Genomic DNA, 15,573 nt, shown 5'->3' on the forward strand with positions numbered 1-15,573 from the left:
TAATGTAGTATATTTAAGAAAAAATAAATAAATAATGTCAGACAACAAAGTAATATTGAATTACGCAGGTAATTCGTATGAATATCCTATCGTGGATAGTACTATCGGAGACAGAGGAATCGATATTTCAAAATTAAGAGACCAAACAGGTTTAATCACTCTAGATTTAGGGTACAAGAACACCGGAGCTACACTTAGTGACATCACTTACTTAGACGGAGATAAAGGAGAATTATTCTACAGAGGTTACCCAATCGAGCAGATTGCTGAGAAATCTAACTTCACAGAAGTAATGTACCTTTTATTACACGGTGAATTACCAACTTCAGATCAATTCAATACCTTCAACGGTAATATCAAAAAATATAACTTCGTAGCAGAGGAGATGAAAAAAATCATCGATGCTTTCCCTCGTTCTGCTCACCCTATGGGAGTTTTATCTACTTTAACTTCAGCTTTAACGGCATTCAACCCTAAAGCGGTTAACGTAAACTCTAAAGAGGAAATGGATATAGCAGCTGAATTGCTTATCGCTAAATTTGCTCACCTTGCGGCTTGGACGTACAGAAAAACATTAGGTCTTCCGCTTAATCACGGAGATAACAGCCTAAACTACGTAGAAAACTTCTACAAAATGGCTTTCAGATTACCAAATGAAGAATTCCATATGAATCCTGTGGTAATTGATGCTTTAGATAAATTATTAATTCTTCACGCAGATCACGAGCAAAACTGTTCTACTTCTACAGTAAGAATGGTAGGTTCTGCTCATACAGGTCTTTTCTCTTCAGTATCTGCGGGTATTTCTGCACTTTGGGGGCCACTTCACGGTGGTGCAAATCAGGCAGTAATCGAAATGCTTGAATTAATTGAAAAAGATGGTGGTGATGTATCTAAATATGTTGCTAAAGCTAAAGACAAAAACGATAGCTTCCGTCTAATGGGATTCGGACACAGAGTGTACAAAAACTTCGACCCGAGAGCAAAAATCATTAAAAAAGCGGCTGACGATTTATTGAACGCACTTGGAATTCAAGACAAAGCGCTTGATATTGCAATGCAGTTAGAAAAAGTAGCATTGGAAGATGAGTACTTCGTAGAAAGAAAACTATATCCAAACGTAGATTTCTATTCAGGAATCATCTACAGAGCATTAGGAATTCCTACAGAAATGTTTACAGTAATGTTTGCATTAGGAAGACTTCCGGGATGGATTGCTCAGTGGAAAGAAATGAGACTGAAAGGAGATCCAATAGGAAGACCAAGACAGGTTTATCAAGGTGCTCAACAAAGAGACTATGTTGATTTGCTGAACAGATAATCATTATCTTATCATAATAGAATCCCAAAGTGAATAGCTTTGGGATTTTTTGTTGGAAAAAATATAATTTTATATGATTGAGTTTTCTGTGTAAATATTATTAATATGTTTGAGATTATTTGTGAATATTTTATTTACAATTACGAATAATATTTTTTATTTAAGTATTATTTATTGAATAATTTAATATTTGTTTAAATTTTTATGTTATTTTGATTAATTGTATGTTTTTTTTATACATTTGTGGGAACATAAAATTAAATCACATGGTTAAAAAATTATTTGTTGCGAAGCGAAATTATTTTACGCTTGGCATTCTATTATTGAGCCCTTTTACTTTTGGGCAAGTAGGTATCAATGTACCATCACCATCTGTAACGCTTGATATACAGGCAAAAAATGCGACAAATGCACAATCTTTGGAAGGAGTAATTGCACCAAGATTATTAGGAAGTCAGCTTTCTGCTAAAACCTATACAGCGGCGCAGACAGGTGCAATCGTTTACATTACTGATGCTACGGCTACACTCACTGGTCAAACAATTAATGTCAGTAGTGCTGGATATTATTATTTCGATGGCACTATTTGGAAAAGAATGCTCACGACAATTGCCAATAATAGTTGGATGCTCGCAGATACAGCACTAAGCTCAAGTATTAATTCTCTTCAAATTCTCACGTTGCCAGCGCAGCCAGGTACTGGCCCTTACGAAGAAGTTAATAATACTACGCTAATTGTTACCATTCCGGCAAACTATACTCAAAATAAAGTTATTCTTAGATGGGATATATGGGGAAGCTCGTCTAAGGCAGCAACTGGATCTTCACAAGGAAGTTTACGTTACGCGGTACAACGGGAATTTGGCGGTACTACAACTGAAGTTCCAAGTATAATGATGAGTGGCTGGACGAATGCATTTGATGAAACGGAGTCACCCAGATGGAATGCTCCGGTAGCTTATACCATAAGCGATCTTCCAGCCGGAACGTATACATTCAAGTTAAAGATGCATAGAGAAGGAGAGAGGAATGGTGGTGGTATTGCAGTTTGGGGAGTACAAGGTAAAGCAGATGTATATGTTAAATGATGAATTATAAAAATAACAGCTAAAAAAAAAACCTGCCTATAAAAGCAGGTTTTTCCGTTTATTTAAGGACATTGACATCTGTCGCAAGTCCAGATAAAGCATTTTCCGGAATCGTCCCATTCGCAGCAACGTCTGTTGACAACTCCAATACCTCCTTGAATAGTTTTTTGCTCTTCTCTTCCTAATTTTTGTGCGTTTTTCAGCACCGGATTTTTCTTGTTCATGATTCTTGTGATTTGATTTGTTAATAGTTAAGTTTAAATTTTAGCTAAAATTTATATCACTAATATATGAATATTATTTTAATGTTAATCAAATTTTAATTGTAAATTAATCATAAACAATAGATTGTATTTAAAAATATCTTTAAAATCGATGTTTTTCAGTAATTAAATTTATGAATGAAAAATAAAGAATAAGCGAACAACTGCCTAAAGTGATTTCTCTAGAAGAAAACTGCTGTTTGCTGCTAAAAAACCGTTAAAAGTTTCCCAAATAACGCCCTTTACTTATATTTGTAGCATTGCATAAATCTTTATGAAACTAAACATTAAAAATGAAACGGGAAGGCTGAGATCAGTGGTTTTAGGGCAGCCCAATTCTATAGGAGCGGTTCCTACGCTGGAAGAAAGCTATGACGCAAAGTCGTATTACTCAATAGAACACAATATTTATCCAAAAGAATCAGACATCATCAATGAGATGAATGCTTTTGAGGAAGTGTTGAAAAAGTATGATGTAGAAGTTCTTCGTCCTGATATTATTAAAGATTATAATCAGGTTTTTGCAAGAGATGTCGCTTTTGTGATTGATGATAAAATGATTATCTCGAATGTAATTGCAGACAGAGCCGACGAGCAGGAAGCTTATAAAACAGTTTTTAAAGAGGTTGCCTGGAGAAATATCATCAATCTTCCCGAAACAGCTCATATTGAAGGTGGTGATGTTATTGTTTGGGACGATTTTATTTTTATCGGAACTTGCTTTAGTGAAGATTACAGAAGCTATAAAACGGCAAGAACTAACGAATACGCGATAGAAATTCTGAAAGAATATTTTCCAAAGAAAAGAATTATAGATCTTGAATTAAAGAAAAATGATAAGATTCCGTATGAAGGGATTTTGCATTTGGACTGCACATTTAACCCAATTGGTAAAGATAAATGTATCATTTATAAAGATGGTTTTGTGGATGAGAGTGATTATCGTTTAATCATTGATATTTTTGGTGAGGAAAACTGTTTCCACGTCAATGCAGAAGAAATGTTTGAAATGTTCCCGAATATTTTCTCTATTTCTCCAGAAGTCGTAGTTTCCGATAAAGCGTTCACCAGAATGAACAATCACCTGAGAAACGAATGGGGAATGACCGTGGAAGAAATTCCTTACCGAGAAATTTCCAAAATGGGAGGTTTGCTGAGGTGTTCTACGATGCCGCTTATTAGAGAGTAATTGAATGGGAGAGTAATAGAGTTTGAGTGTCTGAGAGTTTTGATGTGGAGTTGTTGTTATTTTTTCTATTTTAGTTTAAAAATACAAAGATGTCAACAATTAAATTTCACCAAGACTTAAAGGTGTTTCAAAAGTCCGTAGAATTTTCTATGATGATTTTCGAACTCACAAAATCTTTTCCCAAAGAAGAATGCAATTCACTTACAGATCAAATCAGGAGATCATCCAGATCGGTTTCGGCAAACATCAGCGAAGCTTGGGGAAGAAGGAAATACGAAAAATCTTTTGTAGCTAAGCTTACAGATTCTGAAGGGCAAGCAAGAGAAACCCAAACTTGGCTTCTATACTCTTGGAAATGTAATTATATAAATGAAGAACAGTTTATTAGTTTAAACAATCAATACAATCAAATAATCGGGATGTTGGTCAACATGATGAGTCAGTCGCAAAGTTGGTGCAATTTTTTATCGAATAATAAAGATGAAAATTAATTTTGCACTAAAACACTAAAACACTAAAACACTAAAACACTAAAACACTAAAAACACTAAAACACTCAGACTCTCAAACCCAACACCACTAAAATTCAAAACTATGCAAACAACAGATACAGTATTAATGATAGAGCCGATTGCATTCGGATACAATGCAGAGACGGCGAAGAATAATTATTTTCAGATTGAACAAAAAGGAGCAGATATTCAGTCTAAAGCATTGGCAGAATTCAAGATTTTTGTTGAAAAACTAAGAAGCAAAGGTATCAATGTGATAACCGTTAAAGATACGATCGACCCTCATACGCCGGATTCCATTTTTCCAAATAACTGGGTGAGTTTTCACAAAGACGGAAAAGTGGTTTTATATCCGATGTTTGCCTCTAATAGAAGAGTCGAAAGAAGAGAAGATATTATCGAAACCATTAAAAATCAGGGATTTGAAGTTGATGAGATTGATGACTGGTCACTTCCTGAAATTCAAGGGCATTTTTTGGAAGGAACAGGAAGTATGATTTTCGATCACGATAATAAAATCGCTTATGGATCTGTTTCTTTGAGATTGAATGAAAATTTATTCAGACAATTTTGTGAGAAATATGGTTTTACGCCAGTCGTTTTTCACTCTTTCCAGACGGTTGGGGAAGAAAGACTTCCGATTTATCATACGAATGTCATGATGTGTGTCGCAGATAAATTTGTCGTGATTTGTCTAGACTGTATCGATAATGAAACAGAAAGAGCTCACGTGGTTGAAACTATTCAAAATTCAGGAAAAGAAATCATTGAAATTTCAGAAGCGCAAATGCAGCAATTTGCAGGAAATATGCTTCAGGTTCAGAATAAAGAAGGTGAAAAGTTTTTAGTAATGAGCCAGACAGCTTATAAATCTTTACATCAAGATCAGGTTTTTGCGATAGAAAAATACTGTGAAATAATTTACTCAGATTTAAATACAATTGAAGTAAACGGCGGCGGAAGTGCACGTTGTATGCTGGCTGAGGTTTTCTTACCAAAAAAATAATTGATATAAAGAGAAGGTTTCCACAGAAAATAAAAAATAAAGAGTGTAAAACTCAACCATTTGACCTCAATGCTCCAAATTGTGAGTGTTGAGGTCAAATTTTTGAGCGAAATACTCGAATGTTTGACCTAAAAGGGTAAAATTTTGACCTCTGAACTCAAATTATTGAGCAAAAAGCTCCGATCATTGAGTCTTTTACTCGAAAACTTGTGTTCTACACACAAATTATTGAGTGACATGCTTAGACTGGAATGTCTTTTTATACTTAAGGCTTTTACAGGCTCAGCCCGACAATTCTAATACTAAATGTTTTACTTTCCGCCGTCACATTCAGCAAGTTCGTTGTGTTTTCAGCTTGCTAGTAATGATTAGGATACATTTAGTAGTAGCATTGTCACACTGAGCGAAGTCGAAGTGTTTCGCCTAAATAAAAATATTAATTCAAATTTTAAGAATAACTTTTTAATCAAATCTGGAAAAACAGTTTTTATATAAAACTTTCTTAAAAAGTTAACTAAATTTGCCTTTAAAGTAAAAAATATGAAGATGCAGAAGTACTTTTTCTGGGTAGCTATTTTGTTTGGGCTTAGTGTGCAGGCACAGCAAAAAACATTTTGTAACCCCATTAATATCGATTATGGGTACACCCCGTTTGAGGTTTTTTCAAAACAGGGAAAACACCGTGCTACAGCCGATCCGGTGATTGTGAATTTTCAGAACAAAATGTTTTTGTTTTCCACCAATCAGGAAGGATATTGGTATAGTGATGATATGCTGGACTGGAAATTTGTGAAGAGAAAATTCTTAAGAGACAACAAATATATCCATGATCTGAATGCGCCTGCTGTTTGGGCGATGAAAGATACGCTATATGTTTTTGGTTCTACCTGGGAACAGGATTTCCCGATCTGGAAAAGTACAAACCCCACAAAAGACGACTGGAAAATTGCCGTTGATACTTTAAAGGTTGGCGCTTGGGATCCTGCTTTTCATTATGATGAAGATAAAAATAAACTATATCTGTATTGGGGGTCGAGCAATGAATGGCCTTTATTAGGAACAGAAATAAAAACTAAAACATTGCAGTCTGAAGGTTTTGTAAAGCCTATTTTAAGGTTAAAACCTGAAGATCACGGTTGGGAAAGGTTTGGAGAATATAATGATAACGTTTTCCTGCAGCCTTTTGTAGAAGGCGCGTGGATGACGAAGCATAACGGAAAATACTATATGCAATATGGTGCTCCGGCAACAGAATTCAGCGGATATTCGGATGGTGTGTACGTAAGCAAAGATCCTTTGGAAGGTTTTGAATATCAGCAGCACAATCCGTTTTCTTATAAGCCGGGAGGTTTTGCAAGAGGAGCTGGACATGGAGCAACTTTCGAAGATAATTATAAAAACTGGTGGCACGTTTCGACGATATTTATTTCCACAAAAAATAATTTTGAAAGAAGACTGGGAATCTGGCCTGCTGGGTTTGATAAAGATGATGTGATGTATTGTAATACGGCTTATGGCGATTATCCGACTTATCTTCCGCAATATGCGCAGGGAAAAGACTTCACAAAAGGTTTATTCTCCGGTTGGATGTTGCTGAATTATAATAAGCCGGTTCAGGTTTCGTCAACATTGGGAGGTTATCAACCCAATTTGGCGGTAGATGAAGACATTAAAACGTATTGGAGTGCTAAAACAGGGAATTCTGGTGAGTGGTTTCAGACAGATTTAGGCGAAGTTTCAACCATCAATGCCATCCAAATCAATTATGCGGATCAGGATGTAGAATTTATGGGAAAAACTTTAGGCAAAATGCATCAGTATAAAATCTATGGTTCCAACGATGGTAAAAAATGGAACGTAATTGTGGATAAAAGTAAAAATACAAAAGACGTTCCTCACGATTATGTAGAATTGGAAAAACCTGCAAAAGCAAGATTCCTGAAAATGGAAAATCTGAAAATGCCGACAGGAAAATTTGCGCTGAGCGGTTTCAGAGTATTCGGAAAAGGAGCGGGAAATGTTCCTGCAAAAGTTCAGAATTTCGTTCCGCTGAGAGCTGATGCTAAAAAATATGGAGAAAGAAGAAGTATTTGGATGAAATGGCAACAGAATTCGGATGCCGATGGATATGTGATCTATTGGGGAAAATCTCCGGATAAATTGTATGGAAGTATTATGGTCTATGGTAAAAATGAATATTATTTCACCGGAGCCGACAGAACGGATCCTTATTATTTCCAGATTGAAGCTTTCAATGCCAACGGAATTTCAGAAAGAACGGAGATTTCTAAAGCGGAGTAATTTTTAAGTTAAAGGTAAAAAGTAAAATGAGCCAAGGTTGGTGAAGCCATTATTTTAAATTCAACATCATTGAATTTTATAATGTGAAAAACCTCCATCCTCAAGCTTCTTTCCTCCAACCGATAAATTGAAGTTTATTAAAATATAATCGAACCTTTCAGAATTTCTGAAGGGTTTGTTTTTTATTTAAAATAATTGATAAAATTTAACGAAATTTACCTCACCGAATAAATAACTGAACAGCCATGCAAAAACTTAAATTTATAACCCTATCTCTGGCCTTGCTGCTTTCTTTAAGCTGCAAGAATAATAACGAGGCAGACGATTATCAGAACAATCTTGATAATTCGATTAAAAATATCCATACCAATCTTCAGAAAGAATTAAATACCGATATTCCTTCGCTGAGTGTGTATTTGGTTTCGCCAAAAGGTACTTTTTTCAGTTCCGTAATGGGCTCCAACGGTACTGCGGTGAATAAAAAAACGTATTTCCGATTTGCGAGTAATACCAAAAATTTCACATCAACTGCTATTTTAAACATGATGGAGGACGGATGGCTGAATCTTGATGATAAAATCACTGCCAATATTCCGGGAACGAGTGTTCCGTATCTTCCGACAGGAGCAGATTGGGAAATCAAATATAAAAATGATATTACAATTCGCCAGCTATTGCAGCATAATGCAGGGATTTATGATCTCACCAACGATACTTCGCAATACAGTGTAGGAGGAAAAACGTATGCAGACAATAAATTGGAAATTTCGCCTAATTTCCAGTTTTCCGCGGCAGATTATGTGAAAGTGTTGGCGAATAACAATCTTTCTTACGGTCCGCCAAATACGGTTTATCATTATTCAAATACGGGATTTACAATTTTAAGCGAGATCATTGCTAGAATTTATACTCAGAAATCAGGTACTACAAAAACTTACGGCAATTATATGTATGATAGAATTGTAGGTCCATCTTCCAAAGTTCCTTTGGATATTAAATTTCCTGAACTGGGAACTGAACAGCAATTGCCAGTGTCGTATATTAACGGTTTTATAAAATACACCGACCACTCTGAAATTACAGATAAGAAAAATGCCAGCGCACACATTGGGGAAGGAAATGGAGTAGGTTCTATGGAAATGCTTTCTCAATATATCAGAAGTGTAATGAAAGGTGAAAATGTGCTGACTTCAGCAAGTGCTCAGCTGATGAGAACAAGCAAAGGCCCTGCAACCACAAATAACTACGGCTTGGGATGCGGTTATTTCCCTGGAATTGGATATGGTCACAATGGTGCTACCGAAGGCTATCTTTCGTCAATGACTTATGATCCTGATACAGATGTTTCCATCATTGTTTTGCTTCCGTTCTGGGATTTGCGAAGCGATGCCAATTTTGAGAAATGTATTATGACTTTAAATACAACAGGTCTGGAAGCCAAGAAAGCGTTAGGATATTAAAAATCAGGCTCATTGAGAAATCAATGAGCTTTTTTATGATTTAAATTTTTAATAAAATCAACAATTTTTTGAATTAAAAACTGATCGTTTGGTTCTCTCATCCAGCCCATGTGATCGCCGTTAAATTCATAAGACTGATGATTGACTTTATATTGATTGAGAGTTGAATCTAATATTTTCATCTGTGAAATAGGAACCACATAATCCTGAGTTCCATAAAAAGACAGAGTGGGAGATGAGGTTTCGTTGATCCAATACACTGGGCTTACAAATTTTTCTTTCGGAAGATGATTGTTGATGATTTTTGGGTCGATTAAATGGTTTTCCACAAACGAATAGTCGGTGTATGTTTTAAAACTTTTATCGGAAAGATCAGCAGGCCCTACAATGTTCACCACCGCTTTTATTGTTTTATTTTTATTAAATTGATAAGCATACAACATCGATAAATGTCCGCCCGCGCTGTTTCCCAATAAAATAAACTGTGGTTTGTACTTCAGTTCTTTTTCTAAAAATTCCATCGCATTATGAAGGTCTTCTGTCTGATTCGGAATCGCAAAACGATCTTTGGAAGCCAATCGATATTCGATATTAGCAAAAATACTGTTGGGAAATTTTTCCATCAGATTTCTTGTGAAAAAAGTAAGGTCTGATTTGCTTCCTGCCCGCCATCCACCACCATGAATGATGATAAAAACCTCCTGATTTTGCTTTACATTTTTAGGAATATATAAATCTAGTTTTTCTTCAGCATATTTGCCATAATAAATATCATTTTGAAAATCGAATGTGATATTGTTTTTCAAATTCAACGTTTTTTCTTTACAACCTGAAAGAAAAAGAATCAAAAACAGAAAAAGAAGAGGTAGTTTTTTCATAGATAATAAAGATAAAAAACTCACCGATACATCGATGAGTTTGTACAAAAATAATTAAATATGAAGAAGGAGATGTTATCTCGTTCTGTTTTTTATAGCATCTGAAGCACCTTCGATGTCTCTTACTTTTTTCACTTTTTGGTTTCCGAAATTGTAAGTAAGACTCACGGTTACACTTCTTCTGTACATGTCATTTTTTACATAATTGTAATTTCCGTTGGCTTGGTAATCTTCAATTTCCACAACATTGGTTCTTAGTACGTCGTTTACATTCACAGCAAACGTCCAGTCGTTCCAGTTTTTCTTGATGCTTAGGTCTAAACTCATTAGGTTTTTCAACATTCCAAGCTCGATTTGCTGCTTATCAACATAGAAAAAATTAGCACCTAAAAACCAAGTTTTCTTTTTATCAAGACGTAAAGTATTGTTACTTGTAATCACCAAACTGGTAGATTTTACTTTGTTGGTGTATACCAATTCTTTGCCGTCAATATCTACAAAAGTATCTCCTGTTGTTGGGTCTACAGCCAATGTTCCGTTGTTGATATTGTGCTGAAAACCTGCATTGAAATTCAATGTTAAATATTGCTTGAAGAAAGTTCTCTGAACTCCAACCATTGCAGACATTTCCTGTTTATCTCCAAAATTGGTTCTGATGTAACGAAGCATATTCTGCTCGCTTACTGTTCCGTCCAAAGATTTCACATATCCCTGCAAAGGAACCTGAGTGATTTGATCTTTTACATAAGAGTGATTCAAAATAAGGAAATAAGAATTTTTATACATATACGTCAATTCCTGATTGTAAGTAGAAGAAGCCTTTACGAACGGATTGTTCTGTGTATAATTGTATTCAGAAATATAGTTTCTTACCGGATTTAGTTCCCAGAAACTTGGTCTTCTCATTCTGCTTGAAAATGAGTAAGAAATATTATTCTTATCATTAATTGCATAATTTAAGCTTAAATAAGGAAGTAAATTATTATAATTTCTTTCAATTCTGCTGTATTCCGGAGAAGCATTGTCCGAAGTTCCTAAGCTGTTGGTAATCTCATATCTTGCCCCTATTTTTCCTGAAAATTTATCTGAAAATTTCTTTTCAAGCGTTAAGTAAGCTCCATAAATATTCTCATCGTAGATAAAGTGGTTAGGACTTGCTGAATATATCGCAGTAGGAAGAGGTTTTTGATCTTCACCTGTGAATACGGTAGTAAAGTTTTTGGTATCGTTATCTGTTTTTGTTTTGTTATAATTTCCTCCGATAGAAACCGTGAAGTCATTTTTAAATTTCTGAATATAATCTACCGTTCCCGAAAAATTATTGATTACCTGAGGAATATTTTGAATAATCTGTTTCCCAATGGTTGAGTAATCATTAAAATCACCCGGAACTAGAGTTCTGTTATCAGAATACTGGAATCTTCTGTAATTTAAATACGCTGCATTGGCATTCAATTTACTTCCCAAAGAATCCAGCTTAATTTCATAATTCAAATTCACCGAGTTGTTATAATTTCTCGCATCTTCTTTGTTGCTCGTTCTGGTGTAAGTTGTCTTTTTCAGGCTTCCGTCTGTATTATATTCTGTTAATGTATTGAAAAGATTAATGGTTGAATTATAGCTTTTATTGGCCCAAGAATTCCAAGATAAAGCTAAATTGCTTTTGTCATTTAATTGATAATCAATATTTAAATAACCTCCAATGTTTTTATTTGGATCATCGATGTCTCCCACAGATTCATTTTTAACCAAATCAGTTCCGTTTCTTAAAACATAACTCTGTGGCTGAATATTTTCCCCACCGCTCAAATTAGCACTGATTCCCAGTTTATTTTTTCTGTAATTTACAGAGAAGCTTGCATTGCTTGCGTTGTATTTATTCTGAGTATTAGACATTCTCATGTTTCCGCTGGTTCCGTCGCTCATTTTTTTCTTCAGAATAATGTTGATGATTCCGTCTGACGATTCTACCTGAAATTCACTTCCCGGAACCGTAATCACTTCAATTTTCTGAATATTTTCTGCCGGTGTGTTTTTCAAAAACTGCGTTAAAGATTCCGAATCCATATTCGTTTTTCTACCATTGATGTAGATCAGAGCATTATTTTTTCCTGCAATTTTCAACGTTTTATCGTCAGTTGTCGAAAGTAGGGGAGTTTGCTTCAAAATATCAAATGTTGTATTTCCTTTTGTAACGGGCGAAGCAGCAACGTCATACACAAAACGGTCGCTTTGTTTTTTGAAAACCTGCTTGGTTAAGGTTACACCTTCTATGCTTTGAGTTTTTACTGAATCAGATTTTTTTTGTTGTGCAAAAGTGAATCCGCTGAAGAAAAGGGCTGCTATAAGAATTTGAGTTTTCATGACTTTAGTATTTAGAGTGGATTTTTTTTTATTTAATAGCTTGTATTTGTTATTATTTAACATTGCAAAGATATATAATATAATTAGTATTATGCAATACAAAGTACTTAAAATATTTTTGAATTGATTTTAATCAATTGATTATCAGAGATTAAAATTTTAATTAATTTTTTATGTATTTTGATTTTCTACAATAATAAGACAACCGTAACCCAAAATATGTTACATCAAATATTTAAATTTAATATCAATTGAAATTTGAAAAAGGTAATTTATTCGAAATTTTAGGTAAAAAAAAGAACCTTGAAAAAGGTTCTTATATTTTATTCTCTGTCGAAACGAGCAAGTTTTTTATCAATCCAGATTGTTGCAAAAGGAAAAAATGCAGCGATGAGTGCAAAAACACTGTCTTCATCGTCCCAAACATAAATTTTTCTGATGGAAGGAAGAAACAAAAGATATAGTGTGAAAAAAAATCCGTGAATACTTCCGATAGTACTGATGTAAACGATGGGTAAAACACCTTCGGGATCAATACGAATCCAGGTCATCGCTGTAAAAAGAAAAAACCAGGAAATCGCTTCTGCCAAACAGATTTGTTTAAACCATTTGATGATTTTTTCCTGAGAATATTTTGAGAAAAATTTGTAGATGAAATCCATAATTGTCAAGTTGTCATTTTCAAGCTTATGTTAAAAGTAGAACTAATAAAAACTTCCAGCTCCCATCTTCTAGCTTCCAACCCAAAAAATATGCCCAAATTTACTTATAAAAACTACTTCCATCCAAATATTCAAAGACTTCCGGCGGCAACATCGGGCGCACATTCTTACTGTCTTTTATCATGTTTCGGATCTCAGTTGCAGAAAGCTCAATGATAGGTGCCTTTATCAGAGAAATATTTTCATGCTGAAGATATTCCGACTCTTTTTTCTCACCTTCAAAAACTCGCGGATAAACAATAATGTGATGATTTTTAATCAAAAGATCAGCATTTTTCCATTTATGAAGATTGCTTAGGTTGTCTTCGCCCATAATTAAACTAAACGAATAATCAAGGTGTTTTTCGTGAAGATACGTCAATGTGTCAATCGTATAACTTGGCTTAGGCAAAGAAAATTCTACATTAGAAGCGCGCATTCCCGGATAGTTTTTCACGGCAAGTTCTACCATATCCAATCGGTTATGATCGTTCAGCAATGATTTTTTATCTTTAAAAGGATTCTGCGGACTTACCACAAACCATAATTCATCCATATCCGAATTTTCAAGAATATAATTCGCTAAAATAAGATGTCCGATATGAATTGGGTTAAAAGAACCGAAGAAGAGACCTATTTTTTTCATGTTGAGGTAGCAGATTGTAGGGGCAAGGTTGCAGTTTTACTCACTAAATTTCACATCCTTAATATTCAGATAATGTGTCACATTTCCTTTCCAATGATTTTCCTCTAAAGTAAAGGCTAAATCAAAGTTTTTATTTTTAAAATCTTCGGAAAACTGACCGAGTTTAAAGCCAACACATTCAATATTTCGTCCAGTAGATTCCTGCTTGATGTAGAATTTAAGATGATTATTATCTTTCCCCATCGTTTTTACATAGCCCGCCAACTTTTGATTTTTCAATACAAAAATAGGCTTCATATTATGCGGCCCGAAGGGTGCTAATTTTCTGTGAAAGTTGATAAATTCACGATTAATTTCTTCAATTTCAATTTCAGAATCTATCGTTATGGAAGGTTCTTTTTGATGTTCTTTTATTTTTTCAGAAACTACTCTTTCAAACTTTTCTTTGAAAGCTGCAAACTTGTCTTTCTCCATGGAAAGTCCGGCAGCAGCGTGGTGTCCTCCAAATTTCAGGAAATATTCCGAACACATATCGAGCGCCTCATGCACATCAAAATCTGAAACAGATCTTGCAGAAGCTACCATTTCACCATTATTTCCGTCGGTGAAAACCAAAGTTGGTTTGTAATACGTTTCAATTAATCTTGAAGCCACAATTCCAATTACACCTTTGTTCCATTCAGGATGATAAACAATGGTTGAAAACTTTGTTTCCTGTTGAGATTCAATAATTTGGTTTAATGCAGAAAGGGTAGAGTTCATATCAAGCTCCCGTCTTTCGTCATTAAGATTCATGATGTCGCTTACAATTTGATTGGCGTGCTTCAGGTTGTCTGAAACCATCAATTCAACCGCAGCTTTACCATGAGAAATTCTTCCGGCAGCATTTATTTTAGGAGCAATTTCAAAAACGATGTTTGAAATTTCAAAATGAGAAAGTTTATCTTCAGGAATTAATAATCTTAAACCTAGATTTCTAGTTTTTCTTAAAATTTTAAGTCCCATTTTAGCCAAAACTCTGTTTTCGCCAGTCATCGAAACAATATCAGCTGCAATAGAAATCGCCAGCAAATCTGTGAGTTCAAACAACTCGGCATCGGGAAGTTTGTAAATGGTATTTAAACCTTGGCAAAGTTTGAAGCCAACGCCACAACCCGAAAGTTCTTTAAAAGGATATCGGCAATCGCTTCTCTTGGGATCAAGGACAGCAATGGCATCAGGAATTTCATCTCCAGGTAAATGGTGATCACAAATGATAAAATCAACGTCTAAACTTTTGGCGTAATTAATCATATCGAGTGACTTAATTCCGCAGTCTAAGGCAATGATTAACGAAAAATCATTTTCTTTGGCAAAGTCGATTCCTTCTGTTGAAATTCCGTATCCTTCAGAATTTCGATCCGGAATATAGTAATCTAAATATTTTTTTTCAACAATTTTGCTGAGGTAAAGGTACATTAAGGCTACCGCAGTAGTTCCGTCTACATCGTAATCGCCGTAAACCAATATTTTTTCTCCGTTTTCAATCGCAGTGGCAATTCGCTCTACAGCTTTTTGCATATCTGCCATTAAAAAAGGATTGTGTATATCGTTAAGGTTGGGTTTGAAAAATTCTCTGGCCTTTTGATAATTGTCAATTCCTCTCAAAACGAGGAGTTTAGATTCAAAAGTTCCAAAACCAAGAGACGAACTTAATCCATCCACAATTTCTTCATCGGGTTCGGGCTTGTAAATCCATTTTTGACTCATTTCACAAAAATAGGGAAAAAGTTTCTAAAAGCCTAAGATAAAAAAATCCCTTTCAAATCATTGTTTCAAAATTTTAACTTTAAAATTATTTTCAA

At 34.7% G+C, this 15,573-nt stretch carries 13 protein-coding genes; 7 read left to right on the forward strand and 6 right to left on the reverse strand.

What is annotated here, in order from left to right:
• The first annotated feature begins 34 nt into the window (after positions 1-34).
• Positions 35-1,321: a citrate synthase gene (locus ABEG63_RS14055; RefSeq protein ID WP_267405794.1), complete on the forward strand. Its 1,287-nt coding sequence runs from the start codon at positions 35-37 to the stop codon at positions 1,319-1,321.
• Between the two features lie 266 nt (positions 1,322-1,587).
• Positions 1,588-2,409 (forward strand): hypothetical protein, encoded by an 822-nt coding sequence (locus ABEG63_RS14060; RefSeq protein WP_346585610.1) that lies wholly within the window; start codon positions 1,588-1,590, stop codon positions 2,407-2,409.
• A gap of 62 nt (positions 2,410-2,471) precedes the next feature.
• Here ABEG63_RS14060 and ABEG63_RS14065 read toward each other — a convergent pair whose 3' ends face one another.
• Positions 2,472-2,633, reverse strand: coding sequence for a hypothetical protein (locus ABEG63_RS14065; protein WP_267405796.1), 162 nt, complete (start codon positions 2,631-2,633; stop codon positions 2,472-2,474).
• 313 nt (positions 2,634-2,946) lie between these two features.
• On the opposite strand from ABEG63_RS14065, the gene ABEG63_RS14070 reads away from it, so the two are divergent.
• From ABEG63_RS14070 to ABEG63_RS14090, 5 genes are all read left to right on the forward strand, one after another.
• Positions 2,947-3,861, forward strand: coding sequence for an arginine deiminase family protein (locus tag ABEG63_RS14070; protein WP_267405797.1), 915 nt, complete (start codon positions 2,947-2,949; stop codon positions 3,859-3,861).
• Between the two features lie 89 nt (positions 3,862-3,950).
• Complete coding sequence (locus ABEG63_RS14075; RefSeq protein WP_346585611.1) at positions 3,951-4,352, forward strand: four helix bundle protein; 402 nt, start codon at positions 3,951-3,953, stop codon at positions 4,350-4,352.
• 103 nt (positions 4,353-4,455) lie between these two features.
• Positions 4,456-5,379 (forward strand): arginine deiminase-related protein, encoded by a 924-nt coding sequence (locus tag ABEG63_RS14080; protein ID WP_346585612.1) that lies wholly within the window; start codon positions 4,456-4,458, stop codon positions 5,377-5,379.
• A gap of 546 nt (positions 5,380-5,925) precedes the next feature.
• Positions 5,926-7,680 (forward strand): discoidin domain-containing protein, encoded by a 1,755-nt coding sequence (locus ABEG63_RS14085; protein WP_346585613.1) that lies wholly within the window; start codon positions 5,926-5,928, stop codon positions 7,678-7,680.
• A 245-nt stretch (positions 7,681-7,925) separates the two neighbouring features.
• Positions 7,926-9,140: a serine hydrolase domain-containing protein gene (locus tag ABEG63_RS14090; RefSeq protein ID WP_346585614.1), complete on the forward strand. Its 1,215-nt coding sequence runs from the start codon at positions 7,926-7,928 to the stop codon at positions 9,138-9,140.
• A gap of 20 nt (positions 9,141-9,160) precedes the next feature.
• Here the strand turns inward: ABEG63_RS14090 and ABEG63_RS14095 are convergent, their stop codons facing one another.
• The 5 genes from ABEG63_RS14095 to recJ form a co-directional block, all read right to left on the reverse strand.
• Positions 9,161-9,946, reverse strand: coding sequence for an alpha/beta hydrolase (locus tag ABEG63_RS14095; RefSeq protein WP_346585615.1), 786 nt, complete (start codon positions 9,944-9,946; stop codon positions 9,161-9,163).
• 147 nt (positions 9,947-10,093) lie between these two features.
• On the reverse strand, positions 10,094-12,382 hold the full coding sequence (locus tag ABEG63_RS14100; protein WP_346585617.1) for a TonB-dependent receptor: 2,289 nt from the start codon (positions 12,380-12,382) through the stop codon (positions 10,094-10,096).
• Between the two features lie 323 nt (positions 12,383-12,705).
• Entirely contained in the window at positions 12,706-13,044 is a 339-nt protein-coding gene (locus tag ABEG63_RS14105) for a DUF3817 domain-containing protein (protein WP_312398182.1), read from the reverse strand.
• Between the two features lie 100 nt (positions 13,045-13,144).
• Positions 13,145-13,729 carry a nicotinate (nicotinamide) nucleotide adenylyltransferase gene (gene nadD, locus ABEG63_RS14110; RefSeq protein ID WP_346585619.1) on the reverse strand — a complete coding sequence of 195 codons (585 nt, stop codon included), beginning with the start codon at positions 13,727-13,729 and terminating at the stop codon, positions 13,145-13,147.
• Positions 13,730-13,765: 36 nt separating this feature from the next.
• A complete protein-coding gene (gene recJ, locus ABEG63_RS14115; protein WP_267405805.1) occupies positions 13,766-15,478 on the reverse strand; it encodes a single-stranded-DNA-specific exonuclease RecJ in 1,713 nt (570 codons plus the stop codon).
• Positions 15,479-15,573: the final 95 nt, after the last annotated feature.

Source organism: Chryseobacterium sp. C39-AII1, assembly GCF_039672645.1.
In the GTDB taxonomy this organism is placed as follows: Bacteria; Bacteroidota; Bacteroidia; order Flavobacteriales; family Weeksellaceae; genus Chryseobacterium.